Origin of the sequence: Phenylobacterium sp. (assembly GCF_031181185.1) — a bacterium.
Classification (GTDB): domain Bacteria; phylum Pseudomonadota; class Alphaproteobacteria; order Caulobacterales; family Caulobacteraceae; genus Phenylobacterium.
Genome location: NZ_JAPSKZ010000088.1, coordinates 1 through 15,694, shown reverse-complemented (window position 1 = coordinate 15,694; position 15,694 = coordinate 1). Strand labels below are relative to the sequence as shown.

General features: G+C 65.1%; 17 protein-coding genes. 15 read left to right on the top strand and 2 right to left on the bottom strand.

All coding sequences use genetic code 11. From position 1 onward, the window contains the following. Positions 1-29 precede the first annotated feature (29 nt). Both RIF93_RS12045 and RIF93_RS12040 read right to left on the bottom strand, forming a co-directional pair. Positions 30-320, bottom strand: coding sequence for a PLP-dependent transferase (locus tag RIF93_RS12045; protein ID WP_309091631.1), 291 nt, complete (start codon positions 318-320; stop codon positions 30-32). A gap of 10 nt (positions 321-330) precedes the next feature. Further along, the gene (locus RIF93_RS12040) at positions 331-1,659 is read right to left on the bottom strand and encodes a hypothetical protein (protein ID WP_309091629.1); all 1,329 of its coding nucleotides are present in this window, start codon (positions 1,657-1,659) and stop codon (positions 331-333) included. 284 nt (positions 1,660-1,943) lie between these two features. Between RIF93_RS12040 and rfbC the strand changes: the two genes are divergently transcribed. The 15 genes from rfbC to RIF93_RS11965 all read left to right on the top strand — a co-directional run. Further along, a complete protein-coding gene (rfbC, locus tag RIF93_RS12035; protein ID WP_309091628.1) occupies positions 1,944-2,543 on the top strand; it encodes a dTDP-4-dehydrorhamnose 3,5-epimerase in 600 nt (199 codons plus the stop codon). Between the two features lies 1 nt (position 2,544). Continuing rightward, entirely contained in the window at positions 2,545-3,597 is a 1,053-nt protein-coding gene (gene rfbB / locus RIF93_RS12030) for a dTDP-glucose 4,6-dehydratase (protein WP_309091626.1), read from the top strand. Continuing rightward, the gene (gene rfbD, locus RIF93_RS12025) at positions 3,598-4,500 is read left to right on the top strand and encodes a dTDP-4-dehydrorhamnose reductase (RefSeq protein WP_309091624.1); all 903 of its coding nucleotides are present in this window, start codon (positions 3,598-3,600) and stop codon (positions 4,498-4,500) included. It begins immediately after the preceding gene. After that, positions 4,497-5,369, top strand: coding sequence for a glucose-1-phosphate thymidylyltransferase RfbA (gene rfbA / locus RIF93_RS12020; RefSeq protein ID WP_309091622.1), 873 nt, complete (start codon positions 4,497-4,499; stop codon positions 5,367-5,369). The genes rfbD and rfbA overlap by 4 nt, the downstream gene beginning before the upstream one ends. Before the next feature lie 143 nt (positions 5,370-5,512). Further along, positions 5,513-6,751, top strand: coding sequence for a sugar transferase (locus tag RIF93_RS12015; RefSeq protein ID WP_309091620.1), 1,239 nt, complete (start codon positions 5,513-5,515; stop codon positions 6,749-6,751). Positions 6,752-6,865: 114 nt separating this feature from the next. Further along, positions 6,866-7,939, top strand: coding sequence for a glycosyltransferase (locus RIF93_RS12010; protein WP_309091618.1), 1,074 nt, complete (start codon positions 6,866-6,868; stop codon positions 7,937-7,939). 189 nt (positions 7,940-8,128) lie between these two features. Further along, positions 8,129-9,127: a UDP-N-acetylglucosamine 4,6-dehydratase (inverting) gene (gene pseB / locus RIF93_RS12005; protein ID WP_309091616.1), complete on the top strand. Its 999-nt coding sequence runs from the start codon at positions 8,129-8,131 to the stop codon at positions 9,125-9,127. A gap of 3 nt (positions 9,128-9,130) precedes the next feature. Then, a complete protein-coding gene (gene pseC, locus RIF93_RS12000; protein WP_309091614.1) occupies positions 9,131-10,279 on the top strand; it encodes a UDP-4-amino-4,6-dideoxy-N-acetyl-beta-L-altrosamine transaminase in 1,149 nt (382 codons plus the stop codon). After that, positions 10,276-10,992 carry a pseudaminic acid cytidylyltransferase gene (gene pseF / locus RIF93_RS11995; protein WP_309091612.1) on the top strand — a complete coding sequence of 239 codons (717 nt, stop codon included), beginning with the start codon at positions 10,276-10,278 and terminating at the stop codon, positions 10,990-10,992. Before pseC ends, pseF begins: the two co-directional genes overlap by 4 nt. Then, complete coding sequence (locus RIF93_RS11990; RefSeq protein ID WP_309091610.1) at positions 10,979-11,608, top strand: pseudaminic acid biosynthesis-associated methylase; 630 nt, start codon at positions 10,979-10,981, stop codon at positions 11,606-11,608. The genes pseF and RIF93_RS11990 overlap by 14 nt, the downstream gene beginning before the upstream one ends. Positions 11,609-11,626: 18 nt before the next feature. After that, the gene (locus tag RIF93_RS11985; protein WP_309091608.1) at positions 11,627-12,778 is read left to right on the top strand and encodes an N-acetyl sugar amidotransferase; all 1,152 of its coding nucleotides are present in this window, start codon (positions 11,627-11,629) and stop codon (positions 12,776-12,778) included. Continuing rightward, positions 12,775-13,419 carry an imidazole glycerol phosphate synthase subunit HisH gene (gene hisH / locus RIF93_RS11980; RefSeq protein WP_309091606.1) on the top strand — a complete coding sequence of 215 codons (645 nt, stop codon included), beginning with the start codon at positions 12,775-12,777 and terminating at the stop codon, positions 13,417-13,419. The genes RIF93_RS11985 and hisH overlap by 4 nt, the downstream gene beginning before the upstream one ends. Then, the gene (locus RIF93_RS11975; RefSeq protein ID WP_309091604.1) at positions 13,413-14,192 is read left to right on the top strand and encodes an imidazole glycerol phosphate synthase cyclase subunit; all 780 of its coding nucleotides are present in this window, start codon (positions 13,413-13,415) and stop codon (positions 14,190-14,192) included. Before hisH ends, RIF93_RS11975 begins: the two co-directional genes overlap by 7 nt. Before the next feature lies 1 nt (position 14,193). Continuing rightward, on the top strand, positions 14,194-15,279 hold the full coding sequence (gene pseG, locus RIF93_RS11970) for a UDP-2,4-diacetamido-2,4,6-trideoxy-beta-L-altropyranose hydrolase (RefSeq protein ID WP_309091603.1): 1,086 nt from the start codon (positions 14,194-14,196) through the stop codon (positions 15,277-15,279). Continuing rightward, on the top strand, positions 15,263-15,694 hold a 432-nt coding region (locus tag RIF93_RS11965), incomplete at its 3' end, for a GNAT family N-acetyltransferase (RefSeq protein WP_309091601.1). The genes pseG and RIF93_RS11965, both read left to right, overlap by 17 nt.

The following is a 15,694-nucleotide window of genomic DNA, read 5'->3' as shown; positions in this document are numbered from 1 at the left end:
GTCCCGACGAGATGAGGACGACTCCCGCCTCAGACCGCGTCGAGCGCCGCCAACAGGTCCGCGGCCAGATCCTCCACGTTCTCGATGCCGACTGACAGCCGCACCGGATTGTCCCCGATGCCGCAGCGGGCCTTCGCCTCCGGCGTACAGTCCGAATGGGTCGTGCGGGATGGGTGGGAGACGAGACTCTCGGTGCCGCCCAGACTCACCGCCAGCTTGAACAGGCGGAGCGAATCGAGCAGGCGAAACGCCTCGGCCTCGCCGCCCTTCAGGCGGATGGAGAAGGTGGAGCCGGGACCGGCGCACTGGCGCGCGAAGATGGCCTTCGACTCAGGCGGCCGCGCCCATGGCGTTCTTCCCGGCTGCTGGCCAGATCACGCCGCAGGCCGCCGCAATCCGCGCAGGAAGTTCCGTCAGGGGCATGGGACGCGCCTCGGCCGTAGCCGCGGTGTCCAGGAGGTAGCCGATCCCGTTGTGCCGTCCGTTCTTGATCGCGACAAACGCTACCTGGTCGCGCAGGCCACGATAGGCTTGGCCGTCGATGAAGTAGGTGAAGTCCTGCGGAATGTCCTTTGGCCACACCAGCATGACAAACAGGTCGCGTCCGCGATTGTCGGTCTCGAACAGGGGGGCGCCGTCCTCGCCGCGAACTGACGCCAAGCGACGCTCTGCCATGGCCGCCGCCGCCTCGTCGGCGAACTCGACCAAGAAGTCGCGCGACATCAGGGGCTGGATGCGCGTGGGCGAGAGGCCGATCTGATCCAGAAACGCGCTGTGGTCCCTGAGACGCCAATAGAAGGTCGTCTCCGGGTGAGGATCCTGGTGCAGTCCCGTCGCAAGCATTAACCGCGCGTCGGGGAAGCGCTGCCGGATTTGCGCGATGATGGCGTCGTAGACCTCGTAGACCTCCAGCACGGGATCGTACCGCGACGGGATGTACCATTCGGGGTTCGTCTGCGGCCCGTTGTAGGCCTTGGAATTGAACATGTAGTGGTGCTGAATGTGGGCGGCGGCGTTGAGGAACAGAGAGCCGAAGTCCACACGACGTCCCCGCGCCTCCGCCACGAAAAGATCGGCAAGGACAAGGTCGAGCACCAGGGCTCTGGCCCAGGAGCGACCGCGGAGCGCGCCCAACATCAGCGAGAGGTAGCGTCCATAGTTTCGCGGCCGAGCGTAAACCGCGAGGCCCAGGGCGAGCCAGAAGGCCGACGAAAGCGTCATCCGCGCGCTGGCGTTCTCGTTCACCGATTGGGCCACGGCAGTGTAGAACTTCCGCATCAGCGGCGTCCCGGTCACAGCGGTTTCCGTCCAAGGGTCCGGCACGAAGAAGGCCGCGTCGCGGCAACGGTTTTTCGCATTCATCGGGCTCACCGCGCCGACCTTCAGGCCTTCGGCCTCAAGCACCTCCCATATCTGGGGGATGTCCTTCTGAACAATGTCACCGAGGCGGAAGACGCCATGCTGGGCGAGGGTCAGGCCCGTGTGCGCTGTCACCCACTGGATCCAAGGCTCCAGCTCCTCGTACTTTCGTTCGGAGGTCGTTTCGGTGACGCCGTGCTCGGCGATCAGCCGGCCGAGGGCGGGCAGCTTCCCCATGCCGACATACGCACGAACCGCGTCGAAATTGACTTCGTTCAGGGCGAGCAACAGAACCGGCATGTGTCTACTCGGGCTGGTGGATGAGCGGTCGTCACTGGCAAGGGCGGTGCGCACGGAGCACCATCTCCTGCTGCGCCGTCAAGGGGGATAGCGGGCGGGTTACCGAACAACGCACCCCCAGCGGGTACGGCGCGACACATGCAATCCACATGTGACTCGGACGCACCACCTTGGCCGTTAGCCCTTGGCCGTATGGTCGGAATGGGTATTTCGCTTGATTCTCCCGGACGGACCCCACAAGTTCGCGCCCACCCAATCAAGGCCGAAGCAGGGGAAGGGGCGGCATGCCTTCGCAACAACGCGCGCCATCACCTGTCCTGTTCCTGCGGCCGCGACGGTTCTCCGACGACCGCGGCTGGTTCTCGGAAACCTATTCCGAACGTCGGGAAGCGTCGCTGGGACTGAGGACCCGTTTCGTGCAGGACAACCAGTCCTTCTCGGCCGCCGCTGGTACGATCCGCGGGCTGCATTACCAGCGCCCGCCGCGCGCCCAGGCCAAGCTGGTGCGGTGCCTGCGCGGCTCGATCATGGACTACGCGGTGGACATCCGGCAGGGCTCGCCGACCTACGGCCAGCATGTTGGGGCGAGACTGACAGCTGCGGGCGGAGAGCAACTGTATATCCCGATTGGCTTTGCCCATGGCTTCATCACCCTGGAGCCGGAAGTGGAGGTCGCCTACAAGGTCTCCGACTTCTACGCTCCCGAGTGCGAGGACGGCGTCATCTGGAACGACCCCGAGGTGGGCATCGACTGGCCGCTCGAGGGAAGATCGGCTGCCCTGTCGGCCAAGGACGAGCGGCTGCCGCGGCTGCGAGACCTGGTCAGCCCCTTCGAGTACGATGGACGCCCTCTCGGACCCCTGCTTACCGACCAGGACGACTAGAATGCGGATCATCGTTACCGGAGGCGCCGGCTTCATCGGCTCGGAGGTCGTGCGGCAGCTGATCAACGAGACCGACCATGAGGTGCTGGTCTTCGACAAGCTCACCTATTCGGGGGTTCTAAGTTCGCTGGAGAGCGTCAGCGCCAGCCCCCGGTACCGGTTCGTACAGGCCGACATCTGCGAGGCGGCGGCGGTACAATCCGCCCTTGACAGCTTCCGGCCGCATGCCGCGCTCCACTTGGCGGCGGAGAGTCACGTGGATCGCTCGATCGACGGTCCCGGGGCCTTTATCCAGACCAACGTGGTCGGCACCTATGTCCTCCTCGACACCGTCACCCGGTACTGGCGCGGCCTCACCGACGCCGACCAGGCGTCCTTCCGCTTTCATCACATCTCGACGGACGAGGTGTTCGGCTCCCTCGGCGCAGAGGGTCTGTTCACGGAGACGACGCCCTACGATCCTCGGTCGCCGTATTCCGCCAGCAAGGCGGGCTCGGACCACCTGGTGCGGGCGTGGGGCCATACCTACGGACTGCCGGTCCTGGTGACCAATTGCTCGAACAACTATGGTCCGTACCACTTCCCCGAAAAGCTGATCCCGCTGATCATCATCCGCGCCCTCCGCGGGGAGCACCTGCCGGTGTATGGCGACGGCTCGAACGTGCGCGACTGGCTGTTCGTCGAGGACCACGCCCGCGCGCTCCGTCGGGTGCTAGAGGCAGGCTGCCCGGGGCGGACCTACAATATCGGCGGCAACGCCGAGCGCACCAACCTGGAAGTGGTGCGGACCATCTGCGGCCTACTGGACCAGCTGCGCCCGCGCGAGGACGGCCGCCCCTACGGCGACCAGATCCAGTTCGTCGCCGACCGTCCGGGCCATGACAAGCGTTACGCCATCGACGCCAGCCGCATCAAGCTGGAGTTGGGTTGGGAGCCCGCCATCAGTTTTGAAGAGGGCATTGCCCGGACGGTGCAGTGGTACCTCGACAACCGCGGGTGGTGGGAGGCTATCCTCGAGACCCGCTACGGGACCCAGCGCCTCGGAGTCGCCTGAGTGGACGAAACGCCTGTCGATATTCTGCTGACCGGCGGACAGGGTCAGCTCGGTCTCGCGCTGCGCCAAGCCTGCTGGCCCGGCGGCGTCACCCTGCACGCGCCGGGGCGGGACACGCTTGACATCACGGACGCCCAGTCCATCGGCAGGGCGTTGGCCGCCGCGCCGTTTGCGGCGGTGATCAACGCCGCGGCCTACACGGCCGTGGACCAGGCCGAGAGCGACGTAGCGGAGGCGTTCGCCTGCAACGCCCTAGCCCCGGCGCGGCTGGCGGAAGCCGCTGCGGCTGCCGGCGTTCCGCTGATCCACGTCTCTACCGACTATGTCTTCGACGGAACCGCCGAGCGGCCGTACGTCGAGGATGACCCGACGCATCCGCTGAGCGTCTACGGCCAGTCCAAATGCGCGGGAGAATGGGCCGTGCTGGCGGCCTGCCCCCGTTCGGTCGTGGCGAGGACCTCCTGGGTGATCAGTCCGTGGCGGGCCAACTTCCTGAAGACGATGCTTCGGCTGGCCGGGGAGCGGGAGATTGTTCGGGTGGTGGACGACCAGCGCGGCCGTCCCACCAGTGCGATAGACTTGGCCGGGGCCCTCGCAGCGATGGCGTTGCGTCTGGTGCAGGATTCCGGCGCCCCCACGGGCATCTACCACCTCGCCAACGAGGGGGAGACGACCTGGGCCGGCCTGGCCGAGGAGATCTTCGCCTGCAGCGCCGCGGTCGGCGGCGCATCGGCGAAGGTCGAGCCGATCCCGACGCGGGCGTACCCGACCCCCGCCGCCCGCCCGATGAATTCCCGTCTCGACACGGCCAAGGTCGAACGCGATTTCGGGATCAAACTCAGATCCTGGCGGCCCGCGGTGCGGGAGATCGTCGCGGCCCTCAACGAAGGAACGGTCCAATGAAAGGCATCATTCTGGCCGGGGGATCGGGAACCCGCCTTCACCCGATGACCAAGGTGACGTCGAAGCAGCTGCTGCCTGTCTACGACAAGCCCATGATCTATTATCCGCTGACGACGCTGATGTTCGCCGGCATCCGCGAAGTGTTGATCATCTCGACGCCGCGGGATCTGCCGAACTTCGAGGCGCTTCTGGGCGACGGCTCGGCGTGGGGCATGGAGATCAGGTACGCCGTGCAGCCCAGCCCTGACGGGCTGGCCCAAGCCTACATCATCGGCGCCGACTTCGTAGGCTCCGAGCCTTCAGCTCTCATCCTCGGCGATAACATTTTCCACGGGCACGACCTCAAGGGTCTCCTGCAATCCGCGGGGGCCCGACCGACCGGCGCGACGATCTTCGCCTACCAGGTCAGCGATCCAGAACGATATGGCGTTGTGGAGTTTGATGCCGACATGCGCGCCCTGTCGATTGAGGAAAAGCCAAGCGTCCCTCGATCGAACTGGGCTGTTACGGGCCTGTACTTCTATGACGCCGCGGTGGTGGACATCGCACGGTCCCTGAAGCCCTCCGCCCGCGGGGAGCTGGAAATCACGGACGTCAACAAGGCCTATCTCGAGCGGGGCGACCTGAACGTGCAGCTGATGGGCCGCGGCTACGCATGGCTGGACACCGGCACTCCCGAAAGCCTTCTGGAGGCGGCCGAGCTCGTCCGGGTGCTGGAGCGCCGTCAGGGGTTCAAGATCGCCTGTCCGGAGGAAGTCGCCTTCGCGCAGGAGTTCATCGACGAGGCGCAGCTGGAGCGACTTGTGGCTACCTATGGCAAGTCCGACTACGGCGCGTACTTGCGCAAGCATGTCCTCCGTGCAGCATGACCGCTTCCGGAAGCATCTCCCAAGCGGATCTCGTTTCGGCGGCGGCGAAGACGGACGCCGCCGCACCGGCCTGCTCCGCCGGAAAGGCCGCGGCAAGCGCGCCCGACGGCAAGCAACCCGTCTGGAAAAAGGCTACGGAACGGGTGCCTCTGTGGATGCTGGCCATCCCGGCCTTCGTGCTCTGTTTCCTGGTGATGCCGCACGTGTATGGCCAGCTTGCGTTCGGCCCCCAATACATGCGGGCCTATCCGGGCCCGTTCCTGAACAACGTGCTTCTGAACTGCGCGACGAATTTCGCGGTCATCCTGATGTCCGCGCACCTGAAGAACCGGTTCGATCGCAAGCTGGCGGCCGTTCTGTCGCGTTCGATCCTGTTACACGGGGGACTGGCTTTCGCCATCCTGCTTCTGCACCTGGTGTATTCGAGCCAGGTCATGATCGCCGGCGTCGTATTTTCCGTCGTCTTCGGCACCCTTTACATGTACCTGGAACATGTCGCTGTACGTCCCCGCATCGCGATCGTCGGCGCGTCGCCTCCGAAGGCGCTGACCAAGCTGGCCGAGCGATACAGGGGCGAGTTCCGGCTTCTGGAAGACCCCGAGACCGATGTTCGCGACTGCGACCTCGTCCTCGCGCCGGAAATGGCGGAGCTCGACCTCGCCTGGTCCGCCTTCGTCTCCCGCGCCATGCTGTCCGGCGTGCCGGTCCGCCACGTGGCCGAGTTCCTTGAGGAGGCGGACGGGATCGTCTCGGTCGAGCATTTCGAGGTGGAGCACCTGCCGGTCGGCGGCCTGACGTCCTATCGCCTCAGGAAACGTCTGCTGGACGTGGCGCTGATCATCCTGACAGCGCCGATCACCGTGCCCTTGGCCCTGCTTGGCGCGCTCGCGGTCGCGTGCACCATGGGCCGCCCGGTGCTGTTCGTTCAGGATCGGGCGGGGTTCGCCGGCCGTCCCTTCCGCATGTACAAGCTGCGGACCATGCGGCCGATGCGGCCGACCGACGCCCTGCAGGCCACCACGACCGGCGACAACCGCATCACCCCCGTCGGCGCCTGGCTCCGGCGGTTCCGGGTCGACGAACTGCCGCAGCTCTGGAACGTCCTGAAGGGCGACATGAGCATCATCGGCCCGCGGCCGGAGTGGACGGTGCTCAGCGACGAGTACCAGAAGACCTTCCCGGCCTATGCGCATCGCCATCTGGTGCGGCCTGGCATCACCGGCTGGGCCCAGGTCCGGTCCGGCTACGCCGCCGACCTGGACGAGACCAAGGTGAAGGTCGGCTACGACCTGTTCTACATCAAGAACCTGTCGTTCTCCTTGGATATGCAGATTCTGGCCCGGACAGTGTGGACCCTCGTCAGCGGGAGCGGGGCCCGTTGACGCGGCTTGGTCGCTCCGACTGCACACTCTGTGGTTACAAGCTCGCCCTTTACCGACTTGGCCATATGTGCCACTCCCCCTGCCCTTCGCTAACTGCCTGATTGTCCGACACGAATGCCCACCATTGCATTGATCGGCACGCGAGGTCTGCCCAACCGCCACGGCGGCTTCGAACGATTCATCGAGCTGCTGGTCCAAGACCCGCGCTGGGCCAAGACCGACGTGCGCTTCGTGGTCTACGGAGAGGCGGAGAACGGCCCCTACAATGCCTGGACCTCACAGAGGAACGTGGGGTTCACGAAAGATTCTCGAAAGCTCCGCTTCTACTTCCGGTCCGCGATGCTGGCGACGCGGGAATGCGACGCCGTTCTCTGCTGCAGCGTGCCGCTCTCGATCTTTTCCTTCTGGCCGCGCCTGAACGGCAAGCCTCTGATCATGAACCCTGACGGGTGCGAGTGGCGCCGCACGAAATGGTCCCTGCTCGGTCGGGCAGCGATCGCGGCTATGTATGTGCCGGCCATCACAGCAGCCAGCCGCGTTGTCATCGACGCCGAAGCCCTGAGAGAGGATTTTCATCTGGGGAGCAAAGGGGTTTACATCCCGTACTCCGCCCCTGAGCCCGCAGTTCACCCACTGAACGAGCGGACCCGTGAGCGAGTCGGGATCACGAGGCCGTACATGCTGCTGATCGCGCGGCTGGAGCCCGAAAACAATGTCGCGCTCGCCCTGAAAGCCTTTCATGCGCTGGGCGATCGCGGCGTCGACATGATTGTCGTCGGCAGCACGAAGACACGTCACTACGAAGAGACGCTGTCGGCGATGGACGGAGGCAACATCCGCTTTGTCGGGCCGCTGTACGACCAGCAGATGCTGGACGAGTTGCGATCCAACTGCGTCGCCTATTTCCATGGCCATTCTGTCGGAGGAACCAACCCTTCCCTTCTTGAGGCCCTGTCGGCGGTGACTGGGGCTCTCATCTGCCACGACAACAAGTACAACCGGGAGGTCGCGGGCGACGAGGCGGAGTACTACGGGGATCCAAAGGCCCTCTCGGCGCGCTTCGCCGAGATCATCGAGGCGCTGCCCGACGGCGCGCCTGCTCGGGCGCCGAGGCGGGATGCCCGCTTCCATCCGGACGCAATATTCGACCGTTATCTTGCGCTGTTTCAAGAGGTTCTTGCGCGATGACCGCTCTTCGAGCGCGCGCGAGCGCGCGAACCGCGCGGCGGAACAGGGGATCGGAACGCCGCCGGCACTTGTGTCCGCACGGAATCTGGTCAATGCCTCGGCGGTGATCTGTCGGGCGTCCGGGCGGAACAATCATTGGCAGAGAAAAGAGCGTTCGCCGCGGGCGCGCGCGCGGAGTGGGGTCAACTAGTGCTCAAGAATTCCAACATTCTCGTCACCGGCGGCACCGGGTCGTTCGGGAACACCTTCGTTCCGATGACGCTGGCCAAGTACGATCCCAAGCGCATTGTCATCCTGTCGCGGGATGAGATGAAGCAGTGGGAGATGGCGAAGAAGTTCGCGGGCGACGAACGCGTCCGGTTCTTCATCGGCGACGTCCGGGACAAGGACCGGCTCTATCGCGCTCTCGACGGGATCGACTTTGTCGTTCATGCGGCCGCGACGAAGATCGTGCCAACGGCCGAGTATAACCCGTTCGAGTGCGTGAAGACCAACATCAATGGAGCCATGAACCTGGTGGACGCCTGCATCGACAGCGGCGTAAAGCGGGTCATCGCCCTCTCGACCGACAAGGCCAGCAGCCCGGCCAATCTGTACGGCGCGACCAAGTTGGTCTCGGACAAGCTGTTCATCGCGGGCAACTCCTACTCCGGCGGCGAGGGCGCCCGGTTCGCGGTTGTCCGGTATGGCAACGTCATGGGGTCGCGCGGTTCGGTTATCCCCTTCTTCAACTCCATCAAGCACCAGGGCTCGCTCCCAATCACGGACGAGCGCATGACCCGCTTCATGATCTCTCTCGAGCAGGGCGTGGAGCTGGTCTGGCACGCCTTCGACGACATGGAAGGCGGAGAGATCTATGTGAAGAAGATCCCGTCGATGAAGGTCACGGACGTGGCCCGGGTGATCGCGCCGGACGCCCGGCACGAGATCGTGGGGATCCGCCCGGGCGAGAAGCTCCACGAGCAGATGATCAGCGAGGAGGACTCATACTTCACGTACGAGTATCCCGAGCACTACAAGATCCTGCCGGCGATCAACAACTGGAGCAGCAGCCCGGAGCGCATCAAGGACGGCAAGAAGGTCCCCGATGGGTTCAGCTACACCAGCGACAACAACCCGCACTGGATGAGCCCCAACGAGCTCCGGGCGTGGATCGACGCCAACGAAGGCAAGATCGGGAGCATCTGACGGATGATCCCCTACGGTCGGCAGGACATCACCGCAGAGGACGTCGAGGCGGTCGTCTCGACGCTGAAGTCGGACTTCCTCACCCAGGGTCCGGCCGTGCCGCGCTTCGAGAAGGCGGTCGCCGACCACGTCGGCGCTCCGCACGCGGTGGCGGTGAACAGCGCCACGTCGGCGCTGCACATCGCCTGTCTGGCGCTCGGCCTGGGTCCAGGCGACTGGCTTTGGACGTCGCCGATCTCATTCGTCGCGTCGGCGAACTGCGCACTATACTGCGGCGCCCAGGTCGATTTCGTCGACGTCGACCTGGCCACCGGGAACATGAGCGTCCAGGCCCTCGAACGGAAGCTGGCGGCGGCCGAGGCCGCCGGCCGGCTTCCGCGCATCGTCGTGCCGGTGCACCTCTGCGGCCAGCCCTGCGACATGGCCGCCATCGCCGAACTGGCCGCGCGCTACGGCTTCCGTGTCGTGGAGGACGCCTCGCACGCCGTCGGAGGACGGTATCGTGACGAGTTCGTCGGCGCGGGCCGGTACTCCGACATTACGATCTTCAGCTTCCATCCGGTCAAGATCATCACCACCGCCGAGGGCGGGATGGCCCTTACCCGGGACGCCGCGCTGGCGGAGCGGATGGGGCTGCTGCGGAGCCACGGGATCACCCGCGACGCCGCACGCATGGACCGGGAGCCGGACGGCCCGTGGTACTATCAGCAGGTCGATCTGGGCTTCAACTATCGGATGACCGAGCTGCAGGCGGCGCTGGGCGTCAGCCAAGTGGAGCGGCTGGACGCCTATGTGGCCCGACGGCATGCGCTGGCGGACCGATATGACGCCCTGCTGGCGGACGTGTCGGTGGCGACCCCGGTGCGGGCGAATGAGAGCTATTCGGCGCTCCACCTGTACCCGGTGCGGGTGCCTGGAGAAATGCGCCGTCGGGTGTTCGATGCGCTGCGGGCCGCAGATATCGGGGTGAACGTCCATTACATCCCGATCCACCTGCAACCGCACTACCGGTCCATGGGCTTCAGGCAGGGCGACTACCCGGTGGCGGAGCAATACTACGCCGAGACCATCAGCCTGCCACTGTTTCCGACGCTGTCGGAGGCGGATCAAGATCACGTGGTCTCCACCCTGCGGACGGCGCTGGCGACATGAAGCTGGCCGTCATCCCCGCGCGCGGCGGAAGCAAACGCGTGCCACGCAAGAACGTGAAGGCGTTCTGCGGCCGCCCCATGATCGCCTGGTCGATAACCGCGGCTATCGAAAGCGGGTGCTTCGACCGCATCATCGTCACGACCGACGACGAGGAGATCGCCGAAGAGGCAGTCAGGCAAGGAGCCGAGGTTCCGTTCAGGCGGCCGGCGGAACTCTCGGACGACCTGACGCCGACGGTTCCGGTGGTGGCGCACGCCATCCGCTGGCAGCAGCAAAGCACCAGTGTCGACCTGGCCTGCTGCCTCTACGCCACAGCGCCGTTCATCCGGGCCGAGGATCTGCGTGCGGGGCTGGCGCTGATGCAGGACGGTGTGGACTACGCATTTCCCGTCACCACCTATGATTTCCCAATCCAGCGCGCTATTCGCGTGGACGAGGCGGGGAGGGTGTCGATGCTTCAACCAGAGCATCTGCTCACCCGGTCCCAGGATCTGGAGGAGGCCTACCATGACGCCGGTCAGTTCTACTGGGGGCGGACCGAGGCCTGGCTGACCGGGCAACCGATTTTCGGGGAGCGGTCGCGCGTCCTCAGGTTACCCCGGCACCGGGTGCAGGACATCGATACCAGTGAAGATTGGGAGCGGGCGGAGCTGATCTTCACCGCCCTGCGGACACAGACAATCAAGAGGGACGCGGCACATGCAACGGGATGATTTCAGGACCGACCAGGAGGCGTTCTGGGCCGGAGAGTTCGGCACCGACTACATTGAACGGAACCAGGGCGACCGGCTCCTGGCTTCCAACCTCAACTTTTTCGCCAAGGCGCTGAACGGCGCGCGAGGGCTTTCCAGCTGCATCGAGTTCGGGGCCAACATCGGCATGAACCTGAAGGCGCTGAAGCTGCTCTACCCAGAGCTCGACATGTCGGCGATCGAGATCAACGCCGATGCCGCCCGCGAGCTGAAGGCCCTTCTTCCGGAACAGCAGGTCTACAACACCTCAATCCTGGAGTTCACGCCGCAACGAAGCTACGATCTCACGCTGATCAAGGGCGTGCTGATCCACCTGAACCCTGACGTGCTGCCCGAAGTCTACGATAAGCTGGTCGAAGCGGCGGGCCGATACCTCCTGGTGGCCGAATACTACAACCCTTCTCCGGTGGCGATTCCCTACCGCGGCCATGGCGATCGCCTGTTCAAGCGCGATTTCGCGGGCGAGATCATGGACCGCCATCCGCAGATGAAGCTGGTCGACTATGGCTTCGCTTATCGCAACGACCCGAGCTTCCCCCAGGATGACATCACCTGGTTCCTTATGGAAAAGCGCTGAGACCTGGAAGAACTGACGATGCTTACCTACTGCCGCCGTTGCGTAATGCCGGACACCAAGCCGGACCTCCATCTTGACGAGGAAGGCATCTGCAACGCCTGCCGCAGCTACGAACGCCGCGCGGAGGTCGACTGGACCGCGCGGTACCAGGAACTGCTCACTCTGCTCGAGAAGTACCGGCAGCCAAACGGGGGGAACTGGGATTGCATCGTCCCGGTCAGCGGCGGCAAGGACAGCACCTATCAGGTCATCCGGATGCTGCAGCTGGGACTAAACCCCCTGTGCGTCACGTCGACGACCTGCGACCTCACCGACATCGGCCGCAAGAACATCGAGAACCTGAAACACCTCGGCGTGGATTACATCGAGGTCTCGCCGAACCCCCTCGTTCGCGCGAAATTGAACCGGGTAGGGCTGCTCCAGGTCGGCGACATCTCGTGGCCGGAACACGTCGGCATCTTTACCATCCCGGTACGGGCGGCCGTCCAGTTCAACGTCCCGCTCATCGTGTGGGGCGAGAACTCCCAGAATGAGTACGGCGGTCCCGCGGCGGCGTCAGAAAACAACGTGCTTAACCGACGCTGGCTGGAGGAGTTCGGGGGCCTGCTGGGAATGCGGGTCTCGGATCTGATCGGCCAGGAGGGCATAGAGGCCAAACACCTGATCAACTACACATATCCGACGGACGAGGAACTGGCGCGGGTGGGCGTCACAGGGCTGTTCCTGGGCCACTACATCCCGTGGGACGGTCTTTCCAATACGCTGATCGCCTGCGCCAACGGGTTCACGGTCTATGAGAAGACCGTGGAGGGATCGCTCGTGAATTACGAGAACCTGGATAACTACCAGACTGGCATTCACGACTACTTCAAATTCCTGAAGTTCGGCTTCGGCCGGGCTACTGACCTCGCCTGCCTGCACATCCGCCGCGACCGCCTGACCCGCCGCGACGGGCTTGACGCAGTGAGGAGGCTCGACGGCCAGTTCCCCTGGGAGTACCTGGGCAAGTCGCTTGAGGACATCCTGCGGCCGCTGAACATCACCGTGGATGAGTTCATCCGCGTCTGCGACAAGTTCACGAACAAGAAGATCTTCCAGCGCGATGTGTCCGGGGCGCTCGTGAAGGACCGAAACGGAAATCTGACGAAGCTGAACTACGACAACCCATGAAGGTAGGGGTGCTCGATTACGGGGTCGGCAATCTGGGCTCGGTCTGCCGCGCCCTGGAGGGGGTTAATGCGACTCCCGTCTTGGTTGACCGCGCCGTCGACATGCACCTGAACGACTGCCTGATCCTTCCCGGCGTAGGCAATTTCGTCGACTGCGCGCGCCTGCTCCGGGAGGGCGGGTGGATGGACGCGCTGCGCGACGAGGTGCTGGGCTACGGTCGTCCCCTGCTGGGGGTGTGCGTCGGCATGCAACTGCTGGCGGACGCGGGAATGGAAGGGGCTGGGCCGGACCAGCCCGACGGGACCGCTGGCTTGGGGTTCATCCCCGGTCGGGTCGAACACCTCGGCTCATTGGGATGCAGGTTGCGGCTCCCGCACGTCGGTTGGAACAGCATCACCAATCGCTCCCCTCGAGACGGTCTGTTCGCCCACGTCCCGGACGGCACCGACTTCTATTTCGTGCACAGCTACGCCTTCGTCCCGCATTCGCCTGAGGACGTGCTGGCGACGACCGACTACGGAGCGCCCGTCACAGCCGCCGTCCGTCGAGGTCACGTCTGGGGCACCCAGTTCCATCCGGAGAAAAGCTCCCGAGCCGGCGCGCAGGTGCTGCGCAACTTCCTGGCCGGCCCCCAATGCTGAAGGTCCGCGTCATCCCAACCCTGCTGTGGAAGAACTTCGGCCTGGTCAAAGGGGTCGGCTTTGACAGCTGGAGGCGGGTTGGGCCCGTTCTGCCGGCGATCAAGGTCTACAACCAGCGCGAGGTCGACGAGCTGGTGCTGGTCGACATCGTGGCCCATAACACCGGCGACGAGCCTGACGTAGAGTCAATCAATGACTTCGGCCAGGACTGCTTCGTACCGCTTACGGTCGGAGGCGGGATCACCAATCTGGCCCAAGTGCAGCGCCTGCTCCGGGCCGGCGCCGACAAGGTCTGCGTGAACACCGCCGCCTACGAGAACCCGGGCCTGATCACTGAGATAGCAACCCGCTTCGGTTCACAGTGCGCCGTCGCCAGCATCGACGTAAAGGCGACCGACGGCGGTTGGGAGTGCTTCAGCCACGCCGGAAGTGTGGCGACCGGCAAGGATGTGATCGCCTGGGCACGGGAGCTCGAGGATCGCGGCGCCGGCGAGGTCCTGGTCACCTCCATCGAGCGCGACGGAACCATGGAAGGCTACGACCTGGCGCTGGTCGAGCAGGTGGCCACTGCGGTGCGCATCCCCGTGATCGCCTCGGGCGGCGCAGGCAATTACGATCACATGGTCGCCGCCGTGCTGCAGGCCGGCGCATCGGCCGTCGCCGCCGCGAGCATCTTCCACTTCACCGAGCAGACGCCTGCAGGCGCGAAGGCTGCCCTTGCCGCGGCCGGCGTTCCCGTGCGTCAGAGCTATCAGCCCGACCTGCGCGATTGAGATGCGGGTAGGGATCAGGGCCGACGCCTCCGTCCAAATCGGCACGGGTCACATCCGACGGTGCCTCGAGCTGGCGCGAGAGTTGGCCGACCACGGCGCCGAGGTGAGGTTCGTCTGGCGCGACCTGGGCCTGAACGTCGAAGCCATGACCGGCGCCGCGGGCTTCGCGTCCTCGAGCCTCCCCCGGCCGATGGCTCCCTTCGCCGGAGAGCCGGACCTGCCGCCGCATGGCCACTGGGCCGAGGTCACATGGCGGACCGATGCCGCGGAGACGATCTCGGCATTGAGTGGCTTCAGGCCTGAGGTCCTCATCGTAGATCACTACGCCTTCGACCACCGCTGGCATCAGGAGGTCAGAAATGGCCTCGGCTGTAAGATGGCCGCCTTGGACGACCTTGGCGACCGTCCGCTCGATGTTGAGCTGATCGTCGACCATAATTACTGTAGTGACCATCGGGCCAAGCATCGCATCTCGGAGCCGTTCAAGCCTCGGATCCTCGGCGGGCCCACCTATGCGCTGCTCTCCGCCGCCTACAGGCGCCCCGCCGACCTGACCATCTGCGACACGGTGAGAAGCGTTGGGATCTTCATGGGGGGAGCCGACCCAGCCAACCATTCGGCCATGGCTCTAGACGCGGCTCGTCAGGCGCTCGGCGCAGGCACGACTATCGAAATCGCCACCACGAGCGCCAACCCCAACCTCGCGTGGCTGCAAACGGCAGCGGGCGCCGACACCGCCTGCACGCTCTCTGTGGATCTTCCTGACCTCGCTGCATTCTTCGGCCGTCATGACCTTCAGATCGGAGCCGGAGGGGGCGCCACCTGGGAGCGGTGCTGCATCGGTGCGCCCACCGTAGCGATCGCCTTCGCCGACAATCACCGGCCGGTGTTGAGCCCCCTCGATGCGCTGGGAGTACTGGCATTCTCGTCGCGGGGGAACGAGGATGCCGCAATCCTTGCGACGGATATCGCCGCCCTCGCGTCCGACGCGGAGCGGCGGAGGGACATGTCAGCCCGAGCGCGAGCCCTCGTCGACGGACTTGGTCTCGTCAGGGTGGGAGAAGCGATCAATGCCCTCTTCAGATAGATTCAAGCCCGCACTGAAGCTGCAGGCCGCCACCGAAGCCGACGCCATGATCGCCTTTCCTTGGCGCAACGACCCGTCGAGCCGTTCCCAATTTCATGACTCTACCCCCATCGACGCCGAAGCGCACCGGGCGTGGTGGACGGCGACGCTCTCCAACCCCGACCGTAGTCTGCTGATGGCGATGCGAGACGGGGTGCCCGTGGGAGTGGTTCGTCTTGACCGGACGGGCGCGTCGGCCGAGGTTTCGATCTATCTCGATCCTGCACAGGCTGGTCGGGGATTCGGGCGTCAGGCCTTGACGGCCGCTGTCGACCATGCCCGGCTGATCGGCCTCACCTCGCTGGTAGCCTCGATAAAGGAATCCAACACCCGGTCGCAGCGAGCCTTCGCCGCGACCGGGTTCGACAAGCGCGGG

Bases quoted from the DNA above. Each gene is read 5' to 3' on its own strand.
- RIF93_RS12010 (WP_309091618.1), top strand. From the start codon at position 6,866: ATGCCCACCATTGCATTGATCGGCACGCGAGGTCTGCCCAACCGCCAC.
- pseC (WP_309091614.1), top strand. From the start codon at position 9,131: ATGATCCCCTACGGTCGGCAGGACATCACCGCAGAGGACGTCGAGGCG.
- RIF93_RS11990 (WP_309091610.1), top strand. From the start codon at position 10,979: ATGCAACGGGATGATTTCAGGACCGACCAGGAGGCGTTCTGGGCCGGA.
- RIF93_RS11975 (WP_309091604.1), top strand. From the start codon at position 13,413: ATGCTGAAGGTCCGCGTCATCCCAACCCTGCTGTGGAAGAACTTCGGC.
- RIF93_RS12040 (WP_309091629.1), bottom strand. From the start codon at position 1,659: ATGCCGGTTCTGTTGCTCGCCCTGAACGAAGTCAATTTCGACGCGGTT.
- rfbA (WP_309091622.1), top strand. From the start codon at position 4,497: ATGAAAGGCATCATTCTGGCCGGGGGATCGGGAACCCGCCTTCACCCG.
- pseG (WP_309091603.1), top strand. From the start codon at position 14,194: ATGCGGGTAGGGATCAGGGCCGACGCCTCCGTCCAAATCGGCACGGGT.
- rfbB (WP_309091626.1), top strand. From the start codon at position 2,545: ATGCGGATCATCGTTACCGGAGGCGCCGGCTTCATCGGCTCGGAGGTC.
- hisH (WP_309091606.1), top strand. From the start codon at position 12,775: ATGAAGGTAGGGGTGCTCGATTACGGGGTCGGCAATCTGGGCTCGGTC.
- rfbC (WP_309091628.1), top strand. From the start codon at position 1,944: ATGCCTTCGCAACAACGCGCGCCATCACCTGTCCTGTTCCTGCGGCCG.
- pseF (WP_309091612.1), top strand. From the start codon at position 10,276: ATGAAGCTGGCCGTCATCCCCGCGCGCGGCGGAAGCAAACGCGTGCCA.
- RIF93_RS11985 (WP_309091608.1), top strand. From the start codon at position 11,627: ATGCTTACCTACTGCCGCCGTTGCGTAATGCCGGACACCAAGCCGGAC.